The sequence below is a fragment of the Nocardioides zeicaulis genome, from assembly GCF_042432345.1.
Classification (GTDB): Bacteria; Actinomycetota; Actinomycetes; order Propionibacteriales; family Nocardioidaceae; genus Nocardioides; species Nocardioides zeicaulis.
Genome location: NZ_JBHLXH010000002.1, coordinates 646,521 through 659,824, shown reverse-complemented (window position 1 = coordinate 659,824; position 13,304 = coordinate 646,521). Strand labels below are relative to the sequence as shown.

At 74.6% G+C, this 13,304-nt stretch carries 14 protein-coding genes; 8 read left to right on the top strand and 6 right to left on the bottom strand.

Annotated features, from left to right (window positions below):
• Together ACFFJG_RS17775 and cofD are read right to left on the bottom strand one after the other, a co-directional pair.
• Positions 1 to 545 (bottom strand): coenzyme F420-0:L-glutamate ligase (locus tag ACFFJG_RS17775; protein ID WP_378520111.1); only part of this gene is annotated, 545 nt, incomplete at its 3' end.
• Positions 542 to 1,612, bottom strand: coding sequence for a 2-phospho-L-lactate transferase (gene cofD, locus ACFFJG_RS17770; RefSeq protein WP_446686238.1), 1,071 nt, complete (start codon positions 1,610 to 1,612; stop codon positions 542 to 544). The genes ACFFJG_RS17775 and cofD, both read right to left, overlap by 4 nt.
• A gap of 125 nt (positions 1,613 to 1,737) precedes the next feature.
• Here cofD and ACFFJG_RS17765 point away from each other — a divergent pair, with 125 nt between their 5' ends.
• Genes ACFFJG_RS17765 through ACFFJG_RS17755 form a run of 3 tightly spaced genes read left to right on the top strand, consistent with a single transcriptional unit; the run spans position 1,738 to position 6,331 of the window.
• The gene (locus tag ACFFJG_RS17765) at positions 1,738 to 1,995 is read left to right on the top strand and encodes a WhiB family transcriptional regulator (protein ID WP_121140335.1); all 258 of its coding nucleotides are present in this window, start codon (positions 1,738 to 1,740) and stop codon (positions 1,993 to 1,995) included.
• Between the two features lie 60 nt (positions 1,996 to 2,055).
• Entirely contained in the window at positions 2,056 to 4,953 is a 2,898-nt protein-coding gene (locus tag ACFFJG_RS17760; RefSeq protein WP_378520110.1) for a glycosyltransferase, read from the top strand.
• Positions 4,946 to 6,331 carry a DUF5719 family protein gene (locus ACFFJG_RS17755; protein WP_378520109.1) on the top strand — a complete coding sequence of 462 codons (1,386 nt, stop codon included), beginning with the start codon at positions 4,946 to 4,948 and terminating at the stop codon, positions 6,329 to 6,331. Before ACFFJG_RS17760 ends, ACFFJG_RS17755 begins: the two co-directional genes overlap by 8 nt.
• Here the strand turns inward: ACFFJG_RS17755 and ACFFJG_RS17750 are convergent.
• Positions 6,328 to 6,774 (bottom strand): metallopeptidase family protein, encoded by a 447-nt coding sequence (locus tag ACFFJG_RS17750; protein WP_378520108.1) that lies wholly within the window; start codon positions 6,772 to 6,774, stop codon positions 6,328 to 6,330. The genes ACFFJG_RS17755 and ACFFJG_RS17750 overlap by 4 nt on opposite strands.
• A 49-nt stretch (positions 6,775 to 6,823) precedes the next feature.
• Here ACFFJG_RS17750 and ACFFJG_RS17745 point away from each other — a divergent pair, with 49 nt between their 5' ends.
• The 4 genes from ACFFJG_RS17745 to ACFFJG_RS17730 all read left to right on the top strand — a co-directional run bounded on the left by ACFFJG_RS17745 (position 6,824) and on the right by ACFFJG_RS17730 (position 9,115).
• Complete coding sequence (locus ACFFJG_RS17745) at positions 6,824 to 7,186, top strand: DUF3499 domain-containing protein (protein ID WP_378520107.1); 363 nt, start codon at positions 6,824 to 6,826, stop codon at positions 7,184 to 7,186.
• Positions 7,187 to 7,196: 10 nt separating this feature from the next.
• Entirely contained in the window at positions 7,197 to 7,373 is a 177-nt protein-coding gene (locus ACFFJG_RS17740; protein WP_268932199.1) for a Trm112 family protein, read from the top strand.
• Between the two features lie 18 nt (positions 7,374 to 7,391).
• A complete protein-coding gene (locus ACFFJG_RS17735) occupies positions 7,392 to 8,423 on the top strand; it encodes an SIS domain-containing protein (protein WP_378520106.1) in 1,032 nt (343 codons plus the stop codon).
• Positions 8,424 to 8,515: 92 nt separating this feature from the next.
• A complete protein-coding gene (locus ACFFJG_RS17730; RefSeq protein WP_378520105.1) occupies positions 8,516 to 9,115 on the top strand; it encodes a hypothetical protein in 600 nt (199 codons plus the stop codon).
• A 10-nt stretch (positions 9,116 to 9,125) separates the two neighbouring features.
• Here ACFFJG_RS17730 and ACFFJG_RS17725 read toward each other — a convergent pair whose 3' ends face one another.
• Complete coding sequence (locus ACFFJG_RS17725) at positions 9,126 to 10,013, bottom strand: GNAT family N-acetyltransferase (RefSeq protein WP_378520104.1); 888 nt, start codon at positions 10,011 to 10,013, stop codon at positions 9,126 to 9,128.
• Between the two features lie 66 nt (positions 10,014 to 10,079).
• Here ACFFJG_RS17725 and ACFFJG_RS17720 point away from each other — a divergent pair, with 66 nt between their 5' ends.
• Positions 10,080 to 10,817 carry an alpha/beta hydrolase gene (locus ACFFJG_RS17720; RefSeq protein ID WP_378520103.1) on the top strand — a complete coding sequence of 246 codons (738 nt, stop codon included), beginning with the start codon at positions 10,080 to 10,082 and terminating at the stop codon, positions 10,815 to 10,817.
• On the opposite strand, the gene ACFFJG_RS17715 is transcribed toward ACFFJG_RS17720, so the two are convergent.
• Together ACFFJG_RS17715 and ACFFJG_RS17710 are read right to left on the bottom strand one after the other, a co-directional pair.
• Positions 10,763 to 11,722, bottom strand: coding sequence for an alpha/beta fold hydrolase (locus ACFFJG_RS17715; RefSeq protein WP_378520102.1), 960 nt, complete (start codon positions 11,720 to 11,722; stop codon positions 10,763 to 10,765). The two genes, ACFFJG_RS17720 and ACFFJG_RS17715, sit on opposite strands and share 55 nt — an antisense overlap.
• Before the next feature lie 102 nt (positions 11,723 to 11,824).
• Positions 11,825 to 13,243 (bottom strand): HNH endonuclease signature motif containing protein, encoded by a 1,419-nt coding sequence (locus tag ACFFJG_RS17710; protein WP_378520101.1) that lies wholly within the window; start codon positions 13,241 to 13,243, stop codon positions 11,825 to 11,827.
• Positions 13,244 to 13,304: the final 61 nt, after the last annotated feature.

Below are 13,304 nucleotides of genomic sequence, written 5' to 3'. Positions count from 1 at the left end.
GGCAGCGTGACGACCAGCGGGTTGCCGTGGGCGTCGGTCCGCCCGGCGTGGTCCTCGGCGACCACCAGCCCGGCCGCGCCGATGGCGAGGTCGGTCTGACCCTCGCGCCAGGCCCGGCCCGAGGTGTCGGTGACCACGACCGCGACGTTGACGCCGGCGCGCTCGAGCAGCGCTGCGCGCACCCCGCGCGCCGAGGCGTCCGGGTCGAGCGGCAGCAGCACGACGTGCCCGGCCTCGACGTTGGAGGCGTCGACGCCGGCCGCCGCCATGGTCAGGCCGAGGCGGTTGCGCACGATGCGGGTGGCGCCGCGGCGCGCGACCACGCGCACGGTCTCCTCCTCGATCGCCGCGTCGCGACCGCCCGCGCGCACCCGGCCCTCGGCCTTGCTGACCACCTTGCTGGTCAGGCAGACCACGTCGCCGTCGGCCAGGTCGGCGCCGCGCGCGGTCGCGTCGAGGACGAGTGCGGCGAGGTCGGCACCGGGGCCCACCTCGGGCAGGCCGTCGGGCGCCCAGACCTCGATCCGCCCGGGGCGCCCGCTCATGCGGTGACGGACCCCGCCAGCGCGACGGCGGCCGCCGCCATCGCCGCGGTGGCGTCGAGGTCGGTCATCATCAACGGCACCGCGCGGGCGCGCAGCCCGGCCCGCTCGAGCGGCGCGACCTGGTCGGCGTCGCGCTCGTCGACGAGCCAGCCGTCGAGGACCCCGCCCGCGGACCGGGCGCCGAAGTGGGCGCCCACCGCGGACGCGCTGACCTCGACGCCGATGCTGGCCAGGACCTGGGCGGCCATCCCGCGCACGTGGTCGCCGCCCACGATCGGGGACAGGCCCACCACGGGCGCGGCCGTGGCGCGCACGGCGTCGCGCACGCCCGGGACGCCCAGGATGGTGCCGACCGAGACCACCGGGTTGGACGGCGGCAGCAGCACAAGGTCGGCCTCTGCGATCGCCTCCAGCACGCCGGGCGCGGGGGTGGCCTCCTCCTGCCCGACGACCAGCACGGCCTCGGCGGGGACGGCGGCGTGCATCCGCACCCAGTACTCCTGGAAGTGCACGACCCGGCGGCCGCTGGGGCTCTCGGGGTCGGCGACGGCGATGTGGGTCTCGACCCGGTCGTCGCTCATCGGCAGCAGCCGCACGCCCGGCTGCCAGCGGCGGCACAGCGCCTCGGTGACCGCCGAGAGCGGGTAGCCGGCCTCGAGCATCTGGGTGCGCACGAGGTGGGTGGCGATGTCGCGGTCGCCGAGCCCGAACCAGGTCGGCTCGACGCCGTAGGCCTCGAGCTCGGTCTTCGCGCTCCACGTCTCGTCGCGTCGGCCCCAGCCGCGGTCGTGGTCGATGCCGTCGCCGAGGGTGTACATCACGGTGTCGAGGTCGGGGCAGACCTTGAGCCCGTGGATCCACCAGTCGTCGGCGGTGTTGGCGATGACGGTGACCTCGGTCTCCGGCGTGCCGCCGGGCACCGAGCCGTTTGCCAGGCCGTGCAACAGTCCCTGCAGGAAGCGGGCCCCGCCCACCCCTCCGGAGAGCACGGTGATGCGCCTGAGGGGGCGTGCGGACAGGGGTGCTGCGGCGGCGGAGTCGGGGGGCATCGAGCCGGATGATGACATGCGCACAGCCTGCCTGAAGGGCAAATGGCCATATCAGATCCGGGCTTGACTTCGGTGCACGACAGGCATGTAATTCCCACAGTGTCATTCAGGTGTGACAACCAGGGTCGAAAGGGCTGAACACCATGAGAGCAGAACTGTTTCTCCTCGAGCCCGAGGGCGAGGAGCTCGGCTGGCAGGACCGTGCGCTGTGCGCGCAGACGGACCCCGAGGCCTTCTTCCCCGAGAAGGGCGGCTCCACCCGGGAGGCCAAGAAGGTCTGCCTGACGTGCGAGGTGCGCGACGAGTGCCTCGAGTCCGCGCTGATGAACGACGAGCGGTTCGGCATCTGGGGCGGCCTGTCCGAGCGCGAGCGCCGCAAGCTGAAGAAGCGCGCCGTCTGACCCACCACGGCACCTGACGCCGTTTCCGCACGGCGCGGAGCGCCTCGCTAAGGTGCTCCGGTGTCCGTCACAGCGCTTCTCGTCAGCCACGACGGAGCGAGGTGGCTCCCAGCAGTTCTCGCTGGTCTGACCGGGCAGACCCTCCCGGTCGACCGCGTCGCGGTCGTCGACACGACCAGCCGCGACGGCTCCGTCGACCTTGTCCGCGAGGCCCTCACCCCGCTGGGTGAGCGGCTGGTCGTCGACGTCGTGCCCGGATCGACGAGCTATCCCGCAGCGGTGCGGCACGGCCTCGGGCTGGTGCCGTCCACCGCCGACGACCTCGACGAGTGGATCTGGCTGCTGCACGACGACAGCAACCCCGAGCCGACCGCGCTCGCGGCGCTGCTCGAGGCGGCTGCCACCTACCCCGAGGCCGCGGTGCTCGGTCCCAAGCTGCGCGAGTGGCCCTCGCTGCGCCGCCTGCTGGAGGTCGGCCTCACCATCTCCGGCACCGGTCACCGCGAGACCGGGCTCGAGCGCGGGGAGTACGACCAGGGCCAGCACGACGAGGTCCGCGAGGTGCTGGCGGTCAACACCGCCGGCATGCTGGTGCGACGCCGGGTGCTGGAGCAGCTCGGCGGCCTCGACGAGGAGCTGCCGATCTTCGGCAACGACATCGACTTCGGCTGGCGTGCCGCCCAGGCCGGCCACCGCACCCTCGTGGTGCCGCAGGCCGTGGTGTTCCACGCCGAGGCGGCGCACCGCGGCGTGCGCCGCACCCCGCTGACCGGGCGTCACACCCACTACCAGGAGCGGCGCGCAGCGCTCTTCACCTCGCTGGCCAACGTCTCGGGCCGGGCGCTGCCGTGGCAGTACGTCCGCCTCTTCCTCGGCTCGCTGCTGCGCGTCGTCGGCTTCCTCGCGGTGCGGTCGGTGGGGGAGGCGCTCGACGAGCTCGCCGCGGCGCTGTCGGTCCACGGCCGCCCCCGGCAGGTCCTCGCGGCCCGCCGCGAGCGCGCCGCCCGGCGCGAGGGCGAGCCCGCCGACGTACGCCACCTGATGGCCCCGCGCTGGCTGCCCTACCGCCACGGCCTCGACTTCGTCACCGACCTCGCCTCGGCCGCCACCAGCCAGGCCTCCGACGTCGCCGAGCGGCGTCGCCTCGCCCGGGCGCCCGAGCCCGCCAGGGCCCGGGAGGAGCGTCGCGCCGGCCCCGAGGACGACGACGACGCCTACCTCACCGACACGGGGCTCGTCGCCCGCTTCTTCACCAACCCGGTGGCCGTCGTGCTGGTCCTGTTCGGCTTCCTCTCCCTCCTCGCCGGCCGCGAGGCGTTCGGCTCGATCACCGGCGGCGCGCTGTCCCCGGTGCCGGGGAGCGCGTCGGACTGGTGGTCGCTGCACGTCTCGTCGTGGCACCCCCTCGGCACGGGCACCGACGTTCCCGCGCCGGCCTACGTCCTGCCCTTCGCCGTCGCGGCCACCGTGCTGCTCGGCCACACCGGGGCGGTGGTCTCCGGCCTGATGCTGCTCGCGGTGCCGATCGCTGCGTGGGGCGCGTGGCGCCTGCTCGGCGTCGTGGGCCGGCTCGTCGACCCGTACGGCCTGCCGCGGTGGCTGGTGGTGTGGGGTGCGCTGAGCTACGCCCTCGTGCCGGTCTCGTCGGGCGCGTGGGGCGAGGGCCGCTTCGGCACCGTCGCGGTCGCCGCCCTCCTGCCCTGGACCGCTCGCGCCGCGCTCGGCTTCGTCGACCCCGACCGCGACCGGCGCTGGCGCGCGGCCTGGCGCACCGGCCTGCTGCTCGCGCTCGGTGCCGCCTTCGTGCCGGGGCTGTGGCTGTTCGCGCTGCTCGCCACCGGGGTCGTCCTCGGTTCCGCGGCCCTCATCGCCCCGCGCCTGCTGCGCGAGCGCGACAGCTGGGGCCCGCCGGTCGTGGCGGTCGCCGCGACGCCGGTGCTCCTCGCGCCGTGGCTGCTGCCGCTGCTGACCACCGGCTCGGCGGCCGGGCTGCTGCTCGAGGCCGGACGGCTGACCCCCGACCGGGTGACCTTCGGCGGCCTGCTCACCGGACGGCTCAACGACCTCGGTGCGCCGGCGTGGCTGGGGGTCGTGCTGCTCGTCCTGGCCTTCGTCGCGCTGCTGCCGCGCCGCACCCGGGTGCCGGTGCTGATCTGCTGGCTCGTCGCCCTGGCCGCCGCGCTGGTGTGCGGGCTGGTCTCGCACCTCCGGCTCGACCTGCCGGCCGTGTCCACCCGCCCGAGCCTGGGCCTGTTCGTCGTCATCCTCCAGGGCACCTCGGTGGTGGCGGTCGTGCTGGGCGCCGACGCCTACCTGCGCCGCCTCGACGAGCACCACCCGGTGTGGCAGCGGGGGGTCGCGGCCGTGCTGTCCGTGGCAGCCGCGGTGGTGCCGCTCGGCGGCCTCGCCTGGTGGCTCACCACGCCCGACGACGCGATGACCCGCGACGCCGCGCAGACCGTCCCCGCCTACATGGAGCAGAGCTCGCTGCTCGGCCCGGAGCACGGGGTGCTGGTGCTCGACGGGTCCGTCGGAGACGGCATCACCTACCGCATCCGGCGCGACGACGGCACCACGCTCGGCGAGGACGAGGTCCTCACCCTGTCCGAGGAGGACACCACGCTCACCCGGGAGGTGCGCACCCTCGTGTCCGCGCCGACGCCGTCGGTGGTCGCGTCGCTGGGCGCCCGAGGCATCGAGTACGTCGTCCTCACCGGTCCTGCCGACGGCCGGGTCTCCGCGCTGCTCGACGCCACCGCCGGCCTCGACCAGGCCAGCGCCGAGGACCGCAGCACCCGGGCCTGGCACGTCGACCGGCCGCTCGACGACTCCGCGCTGCAGGGGTCCGGGCAGTGGTGGCGCACGGTCCTGCTGGTCGTGCAGGGCCTGGCGATCCTCCTGTCCCTCGTGCTCGCCGCCCCCACCGTGCGCCAGCGCCGAGGAGGCGACGATGACTGAGCCGACCCCCGCACCCCGCCGTCGTGCCGCCGAGTCGACGCGCCGGCTGCCGTCGCCGCTGACCGTGCTGTCGGTGGTCATCCCGCTGCTCGCCGTCGCGGCCCTCGCCCTGGTGCGACCGGCGTCGGTGCCGGCCACCACCCACGCGCCGACGTCGGCCACCCTCGTGCGCTCCACGACGGTCTGCCCGGCGCGGCTCCCCGGGGCCGACGACGTACGCCTCGGCAGCACGACGCTCGCCTCGGGCGACCTCGCGCTGCGGGTCGGGCGCACCGAGGAGACCGAGACGCTGTCCGGCGGCGTGGGCTCGCGCACCGAGCGCGGCTCGGTGGTCGTCGACGGCAGCGGCGAGCTCGCCCCCGGCCTGGTCGCCAGCCGCTCCGGCGGCGGGTCCGTCACGGCCTGCGCGCAGCCGGCGCCCGAGCGGTGGTTCACCGGCGTCGGCGCGTCGGCGCAGCACGCCTCCACGCTGACGCTGGTCAACCCCGACAAGGGCCCGGCGGTCGCCGACGTCACCGTGTGGGACGGCAGCGGGCTGGTCGACGTGCCGGCGCTGCGCGGGATCCGGGTGCCGGGTGGCCGCTCGACCACCTACGACCTGTCGGAGGTCGCGCCCAGCCGCGACGCCCTCGCGGTGCGGGTGCAGGTCTCCCGCGGCCGGCTGGTGCCGAGCGTCGTCGACGTCATCGACCCGCTGGGCCGCGACCGGCCCGTGCGCGAGTGGCTGCCGGGCCAGGACGCGCCCGCGACGACGTCCTACGTCGCCGGCGTCGGCACCGGTGCCGCCGACCGCACCCTGACCCTGGCCAACCCGGGCGACAGCGAGGTGCGCGTGGGGCTCAAGCTGGTCAGCGCCGACAGCGAGTTCGCGCCGTCGGGCTTCGAGGAGGTGACCCTCCCGGCGGCCTCGGTCACCGAGGTCGACCTCGGCGGGGTGCTGCGCGGGCGCACGGCCGAGGGAGTGCAGGCACTGCGCCTCGACGCGACCGGCCCGGTCACCGCGGGACTCCGGGTCCGCACGCCGCAGGACCTCGCGCTCTCCGTCGCGGGTCCCACCGTCGACGACGCCACGGGCGTCGCCCTGCCGGCCGGCGCCAAGCGGCTGGTCGTCACCGGGGCGACCGCCCCCGGGGTCGTCGTCCTGCGGGCCTGGGACGCCGACGGGCAGCCCGTGGTGCGCGAGCGCCGGGTCGAGCTCGACCCCGCCACGGCGGCACGGATCCGCCTCCCCGACGACGCCGTGCTCGCCGACCTCGCCCTCGAGCGGACCACCGCGGTGGTCTCCCTCGAGGTGAGCGACGCGGGCGTGTCGTTCCTGCCGCTGGCCCAGCTGGTCACCACGAGCGAGGTGCCCGACGTGCGTCCCGCGCAGCGCTAGTCCTCGTAGCGCTCGTCGACCTGGCCGGGGGTCAGGTTGAGCAGCTCGGCGATCTGCTCCACGACCACCGTGTGCACCATCGCCTCGAGGTCCTCGCGGGAGCCCGCCCGGTGCTCGATCGGGCGCCGGAACAGCACCAGCCGCGTCGGCTCGGTGCCCTTGCCGCGCACCAGCGAGGACAATGGCACGGTCTCGTCGCCCCAGTCGTCGGGGAGCATCGGCGCGTCCTCGACGGCGTACTCGACGATGCCGAGGTGGCGCTGCCACTTCTCGTCGAGCGGGGTGACCACGTCGAGCACGAGCTGGTCGAAGCGTTGGCGCGCGGTCCGCAGGGCGGGGGTGCCGGGCTGGACCGGGACCACGCCCGGACCCCGCATGCCGCGTCCGCGCCGGTCACGGGTGCGCCGGCGGGGCGCCTGCTCGTCGGTGCTGACCTCGTCCACGCCGCGAGCCTAAGCGCCGGGCGTGCGTCCGGCAGGTAGCGTCGGCGCCGTGAGCCTTGCCCGTCGTTGTTCGCGTACGGCGTGTGGCCGTCCCGCGGTCAACACGCTGACCTACGTGTACGCCGACCAGACCGCGGTGCTCGGTCCGCTGGCGACCTACGCGGAGCCGCACGCCTACGACCTCTGCGACGTGCACAGCGAACGGCTCTCGGCCCCACGGGGCTGGGAGGTGCTGCGACTGGCCTCGGACCAGAAGGCCCAGGGGCCCAGCAGCGACGACCTGCTCGCACTCGCCGACGCGGTCCGCGAGGCTGCGCGCCCGGCTCCGGCGCCGGCCCCCCTGCACTCCACCGACGACCCGTCGCGCGGGGCGAAGCGGGGACACCTCCGGGTGCTCTCCTCCACTGACTAGGATCCGGGACGTGAACATCGACCCGCAGCTGTTGAGCATCATCGTCTGCCCGGCCTGCCACGGCGAGCTGGTCGCGGCGTCCACCGACGGCGCCGACGAGCTGGTCTGCCAGGGCTGCGGCAACGCCTACCCGGTCCGCGACGACATCCCGGTGCTGCTGGTCGACGAGGCCCGCAAGCCCGCCTGAGCAGGACGGGGATCCGCTGTGGCGACCTGGTTCGACGAGGCCCGGCTCGACGACGCCGCCGTGCTTGAGACGGCCGACCTCCGGCTACGCACGCTCGCCGAGAGCGGCGCGCGGGTGCGACGCGAGTCGCACGAGGCGGCGACCGCGACCGCCGAGCTGATCGCGCGGGGTCGTGAGGAGTCGCGTCCGCGCGCGGTGATCGCCGCCGGCCCCGACTCGCGCCTGCTGCGCGCGGTGCTCGAGCCGTGGTGCCCGGTGCCGTTCGTCGCCTGGCCCAACCCCGGCCTGCCCGGCTGGGCCGGGTCGCTCGACCTCGTCGTCATGCTCGCGCCGGAGGGCAACGACCACGGGTCGGCGTCCGCGGTGGCCGAGGCCGTGCGACGCGGGGCCCAGGTCGTGGTGGCCTGCCCGGAGAGGTCGCTGGTGGGGGAGCACGCGGCGGGGCGCCACGTCACCGTGCTGCCCACCGTGACCGGCGACCAGCTCGCGACCGCCGTGGTGATGCTCGACTACCTCGCCCACGTGCACCTCGGACCGCGCGCCGACGCCGAGGCGGTCGCCGCGTCGCTGGACGACGTGGCCACCCGCTGCTCGCCCCACCGCGACCTCGCGGTCAACCCCGCCAAGATGCTCGCCATCGCGATGGCCGACACCAACCCGCTCGTGTGGGGCGGCTCCGTCCTGGCCGCGCGGGCGGCCCGGCGGCTCGCGGAGTCGCTGCGCCGCACGTCCGGGCGCTCCGCGATCGCGGGCGACGCCGAGCACCTGCTGCCGGTGATCGAGGCGACCCGCCCGCCGGACCTGTTCGCCGACCCGTTCGCCGACGACGGCGCCGAGCTGCGGCCGCTGCTGCTCGTGCTCGACGACCGCTCCGACGACCCCGCCGTCGTCGAGCAGACCCGCGGGCTCCTCGACGTGGCCGCGCGCCACGGCGTACGGGTGGAGACGGTGACGACCGACGCCGACGCCGAGGTGGGTCGCTACGCCTCGCTGCTGCTCACCGGCACCTACGCCGCGGAGTACCTCCGCATCGGGCTGGTCGAGGACTGATCCTCAGCAACACTTCAGGATCCGGCAGGGCTGGGCCGCGTGCGGGGTGGGTAGGTGGGAGGGACGCACCCCTCGCGATCCAAGGAGATCCCATGAAGCGCACGTCGCTGTCCCTCGCCGGTGGCCTCGCCACCGCACTGATGCTCGTCACCGCCCCCACCGCTCACGCCGCCGTGGGCGCCAAGGACGTCCCGAGCGAGGGTGACATCGTCAAGGCGTTCCCCGAGCTGGCCGGTGGCCAGTTCACCACGCAGAGGACCAAGCAGGTCGCGGTGCCCGGCAAGACCTGTGGCACGGGGTCGACGGAAAAGGCGAAGTCGGGCGTCACCACGACCGGTGTCTCCACGAGCGGGACGTCGATCGTGGTCACCGGCGCCGCGGAGGTCGCGTCGCCGAGGAAGGCGAAGTCCTACCTCGCCGCCTACAAGAAGTACGTGAAGAAGTGCGCCACCTTCACCGAGCCCACGACGGGTGCCGTGATCACGTCGTCGACGGGCAAGGCGTTCCGGCTCGGTGACGGCTCGCTGACGGTCGTGCAGCAGACGACCATCAACGGTGTGGTGAGCTACTCGACCAGCGTCCTGGTCGTGGACGGCAAGAAGGTCGCGAGCATCGCCGCCGTCGACGACGCCGCGGTCCCCACCGCGAGCATCAAGAAGCTCGCCAAGGTCGCGGTCAAGAAGCTCAGGTGACGCAGGCCCGCTAGACCAGCGCTGGATCCGTCCCGAACACCAGGGCGTCGCCGCCGTGGACGTACGCCGTCCGCAGGACCTCCATGCCGAGGCTCCTGGCGACGCCCTGGCTGGCCGTGTTGTCGGGCCGGACCAGCGCGACGAGGTGCCCGACGCCGTGGGTGGCCGCGAGGTCGCGCACGGCGCGGGCCGCCTCGCGGGCGTAGCCATGGCCCCGGTGGCCGGCCAGGAGGTGGTAGCCGATCTCCACGAGGGGCGTGCCCTCGACGTCCTGCACCGTCAGCCCGCAGTCGCCGACGAACGTCCCGTCGTGGGTCTCCACCACCCACAGGCCGAACCCGTGCTCGGCGTAGTTGCGCTGCTGCCACTCCACCCAGCGCACCGCGTCGTCGCGGGTGCTCGGCGGCCGGTCGCCGCGCATCGGGTCGAAGTCGACGAGCATCGCGGTGACGTCGTCGACGTCGGCCATCGTCAACGGCCGGAAGCGCAGCCGCTCGGTCGCGTCGGGGACCGCTCCCTCCGGCCAGCGCCCGGGACGGGTGCCGGACGGTGGGGCCTGGCCGACGTCGGTCCACACCTCCACGAGCTCGACCAGCGCCCCGTCGCGGACGGTGGCGAAGCTCGCCACGGCGAACAGCTGGTCGCCGCCGTCGTCGGCCGTGCCGACGACGGTGGCCCGCAGCACGCCGCGGTCGCCGTCGGCCACCAGGTCGTCGACGTGCATGCGCTGGAACCCGGGGTAGTCGGCGTTGAGCCGCACCCACCCGTCGCGGTCGAAGACCTCGCCGGTGTGCACGAGGCGGCAGGTGAACCCGGGGTCGAGCAGCGACGCGAGCGCGTCCCAGTCGTGCGCGTCGATGACCTCGGCCAGCCGGGTCAGCAGGGTGGCGGCGTCCATGGGGTGAGTCTGCCGCGACCCTCCGACAGCGACCGGCGCTGACCCACGCTGGCCTACGCTGGCGGCGTGCTCGACGCGCTGCTCGCCCCGCTCGTCCGCGAGGTCGTCTACCCGCGGCACGGCACCCGCGTGCCGCCCGACGGCTCCATGCACGAGCTGGTCGTCGACGGGACGGTCCTGCGCGGCTGGGTGGTGAACCCGGGTCGCGACCGGGTGCTGCTCTACTTCGGCGGCAACGGCGAGCGCCTCGACCTCTGGCAGGAGGTCGTGGCCCGGTGGTTCCCCGGGCACACGACGTACCTCATGGCCTACCGCGGCTACGGCGCGAGCGACGGTCGCCCCAGCCAGCCGGCCCTCACGGCCGACGCCGTCGCGCTGGTGGACCACGTGCGCGGGCGCCACCCGGGGGCTCCCGTCGACCTCATCGGCAGGAGCCTGGGGTCGGGGGTCGCGATGCAGGTCGCGGCGCAGCGCGACGTCGCCCACGTCGTGCTCGTCACGCCCTTCGACAGCCTCGTCGCGACGGCGGCCGACCTCGTCCCGCACCTCCCCGTCGCCACGTTGATCGAGGACCACTGGGACAGCGCCGCCCTCGCGCCCCACCTCGACGTGCCCGTGCTCGTCGTCCGCGGTGGACGGGACGCCGTGGTCCGGCCCGAGCGGACCGACCGGCTGGTCGAGGCGCTGGCGGCGCCGACGGTGGTGTCCTACCCCGACGCCGACCACGAGGACATCTCCGACGACCCCGGCTACTGGCCGGCGATCGTCGACTTCCTGGACGGGTCGTCCCCGCCCGGGGCCTGACCCGCGGACGCGGGCAGCTCGCCGGTCCGCAGCCAGCCGAAGACGGTCGCGATCTCGCTCCCGAGGTCCTGCGGCAGGTGCCCGCCGGTCGCGTCCACGACGACCGTGGCGGTGGGCAGGTGCCGGGCGAGCCACCGCCCGTGGTCGGGCGGGCAGGAGAAGTCCTGCAGCCCGTAGGTGAGCAGGACCGGCACCGTGATGGTGGCCAGCTCGAACCCCCAGGGTCGGGCGAACGCCAGCGTGTCGTCGACCGAGCCCCCGACACCGTGGGCGGACTGCTCGGCCATGATGCGGGCGAAGACCTCGACGACCTCCGGCCGGGCGAGCACCTCCTGGTCGCCCGCGCTCATCCCCTCGCCGAGGAACGACGCCGGGTCGGACTCCAGGGCTCGCTCCATCCGGTCGAGGGCGGAGGTGATCCTGGAGGTGAGGTGGTCCTCGCCGGCCTCGGCCCACGCGAGTGCCTCAGCGGCGTCCGGTGCCATCTGGTGGAGCCACTCGTCGCGACGGAGTCCACCTCCACCGAGCGGGGCCAGGCTCGACTGGCAGGCGACTCGCTCGACCCGGCCGGGCAGCAGCGCAGCGCACGCCAAGGCGTGCGGGCCGCCGCCCGACCCTCCGATGACGGAGAAGGTGTTCAGACCGAGGGCGTCGGCGACGGCACGGACGTCCGCGGCCTCGTCGGCGACGACGCGCCCGTGGTGGCGTGACGACTGCCCGTAGCCGGCCCGGTCGGTCGTGACGTAACGGATCCCGGCGCGCGCGTAGACCGAGTCGTCGGGCAGGCGGTTGAGGCGGCATCCCGGCGTGCCGTGGAGTCCGATCACCGGGTAGCCGGCCGGGTCGCCACCGTCGAGGTAGGCGACCCGGCGCCCGTCGGGGAGGTCGACCGTGAGGGGATCCATGGGGTCATCGTGCCGGTCCGTGCCCGTGGGGCTGAGCTCCTTTTCCGGCCCGGACGTGCCGGTGGCCCCGCTACCGGGTGGGTGGCGGGGTGCGGGGCGGGGTCATGGTCGGCAGGGCGGGTCGAGGGCGGTGGTGCCGTCGTGGTCGTGGAGGAAGTGGTGACCGTGGGGTGAGGTCCACTCGAAGACGCCGGGGCCGAGGTGGACGTAGCGCCAGGCGGTGTGGGTCTTGAGCCGGTGGTGCGACCGGCACAGTGGGGCGAGGTTGGAGGTCGCGGTCGGGCCGGGTTGTGGTCTGCCCTCGGCAGCGGCGTCGTGGTCGTACGGCGTGATGTGGTCGATGTCGCAGGCCCGGGCGGGGCGGGTGCACCAGGGGAACACGCAGGTCCGGTCGCGGAGCATGACCTGTTCGCGGATCCGGTCGGGGATCGCGTGGGTGTCGGTGGTGAGCTCGGCGTTGAGGTCGAGGACGGGGCGGATGGTGACCTTGGTCCGCGACGACGCGCACCAGCCCTTGACCTGGTCGAGGAGCGCGAGGCGCTGCCCGTTCTCGAGACGCCCAGTGGGGCCGAACACCGTCTCACCACCGACGGCGTCGGCGTCGAGGTGGACGTGCAGGACGACCTCACGAGCGGCCGGCAGGTTGTCACCGGCCGGGGCCGGGGCGGGCGTGCCCTGGGTGTGGAGGTCGAGCGCGGTCTGCGTGCGGGCGAGGTCACCGAGCGCAGCGGCACGCCGCGCACCGAGCGCAGCCGTCGAGCCGAGCGCCTTCAAGGCCGCGGCACCGTGCGCGATGGCGGCGTCAAGGTCGTAGGCGTCGGCGAGGTCGAGCTCGGCCTCCATCCTCATCAGGCCGTCGTAGTGGACGTGCCGGGTGTCGAAGGTGACGTGACGACGGTCGTGGTTGAGGTACTGGTCGGCCTCGAAGTCCTCGTGGTCCTCACCCGCGGCGAAGTCGGGCCGGGGCTCGACGCTGAGGTCGTAGCGCTTGATGGCCTCCGCGACGAGCCGGTCGAGCTGCGCAGTGCTGACCTTCCCGGCGACCGCCGCGACCTGGGAGTCGATCCACCCGGCTGCTTCGACCGTCAACGTCGGAACCGCGTGGATGGTGGCCTCGGCGACCAGCCGTGCCCGCCAGGCCGGGACCCGGCCGGCGTGCACCTGGTCCCACAGGCGGGGCAGGCGGTGCCGCAGCTCGAGGGCGTGACCGATGAGCTTCTTCGCCGCGGTGGTGGAGATCCCCAGGACGGTGCCCAGCTCCGGGATGCAGAACTCCGTCACCAGCGGACACCCCTCGCCGGCGATGGGCTCCTCGTGGTCGAAGCCCGGCACGCTGAACGCGGCGGCGTGGTGGATCGACTCCGGCGGGTGCAGGTCGGCCCACCGGGCCGCGAGCTGGAGGATCTCAGCGGCGGCGCGGTCCTCGTCGGCCTTGCGGCGGCGGGCGAGAGCGAGCAGGTCGGAGGCGCTGAGGTCGTCGGTGACTTCGCTCGCTCCGAGTCCGCTTCGCGTGTCGATCATGTGTTCGATTCTAGGCGAAGGGTCCGACAGTCGTCGATCAGGTGAGGCCACCCCTGTGGAC

Bases quoted from the DNA above. Each gene is read 5' to 3' on its own strand.
- cofD (WP_446686238.1), bottom strand. From the start codon at position 1,612: ATGTCATCATCCGGCTCGATGCCCCCCGACTCCGCCGCCGCAGCACCC.
- ACFFJG_RS17765 (WP_121140335.1), top strand. From the start codon at position 1,738: ATGAGAGCAGAACTGTTTCTCCTCGAGCCCGAGGGCGAGGAGCTCGGC.
- ACFFJG_RS17755 (WP_378520109.1), top strand. From the start codon at position 4,946: ATGACTGAGCCGACCCCCGCACCCCGCCGTCGTGCCGCCGAGTCGACG.
- ACFFJG_RS17730 (WP_378520105.1), top strand. From the start codon at position 8,516: ATGAAGCGCACGTCGCTGTCCCTCGCCGGTGGCCTCGCCACCGCACTG.
- ACFFJG_RS17725 (WP_378520104.1), bottom strand. From the start codon at position 10,013: ATGGACGCCGCCACCCTGCTGACCCGGCTGGCCGAGGTCATCGACGCG.
- ACFFJG_RS17715 (WP_378520102.1), bottom strand. From the start codon at position 11,722: ATGGATCCCCTCACGGTCGACCTCCCCGACGGGCGCCGGGTCGCCTAC.
- ACFFJG_RS17710 (WP_378520101.1), bottom strand. From the start codon at position 13,243: ATGATCGACACGCGAAGCGGACTCGGAGCGAGCGAAGTCACCGACGAC.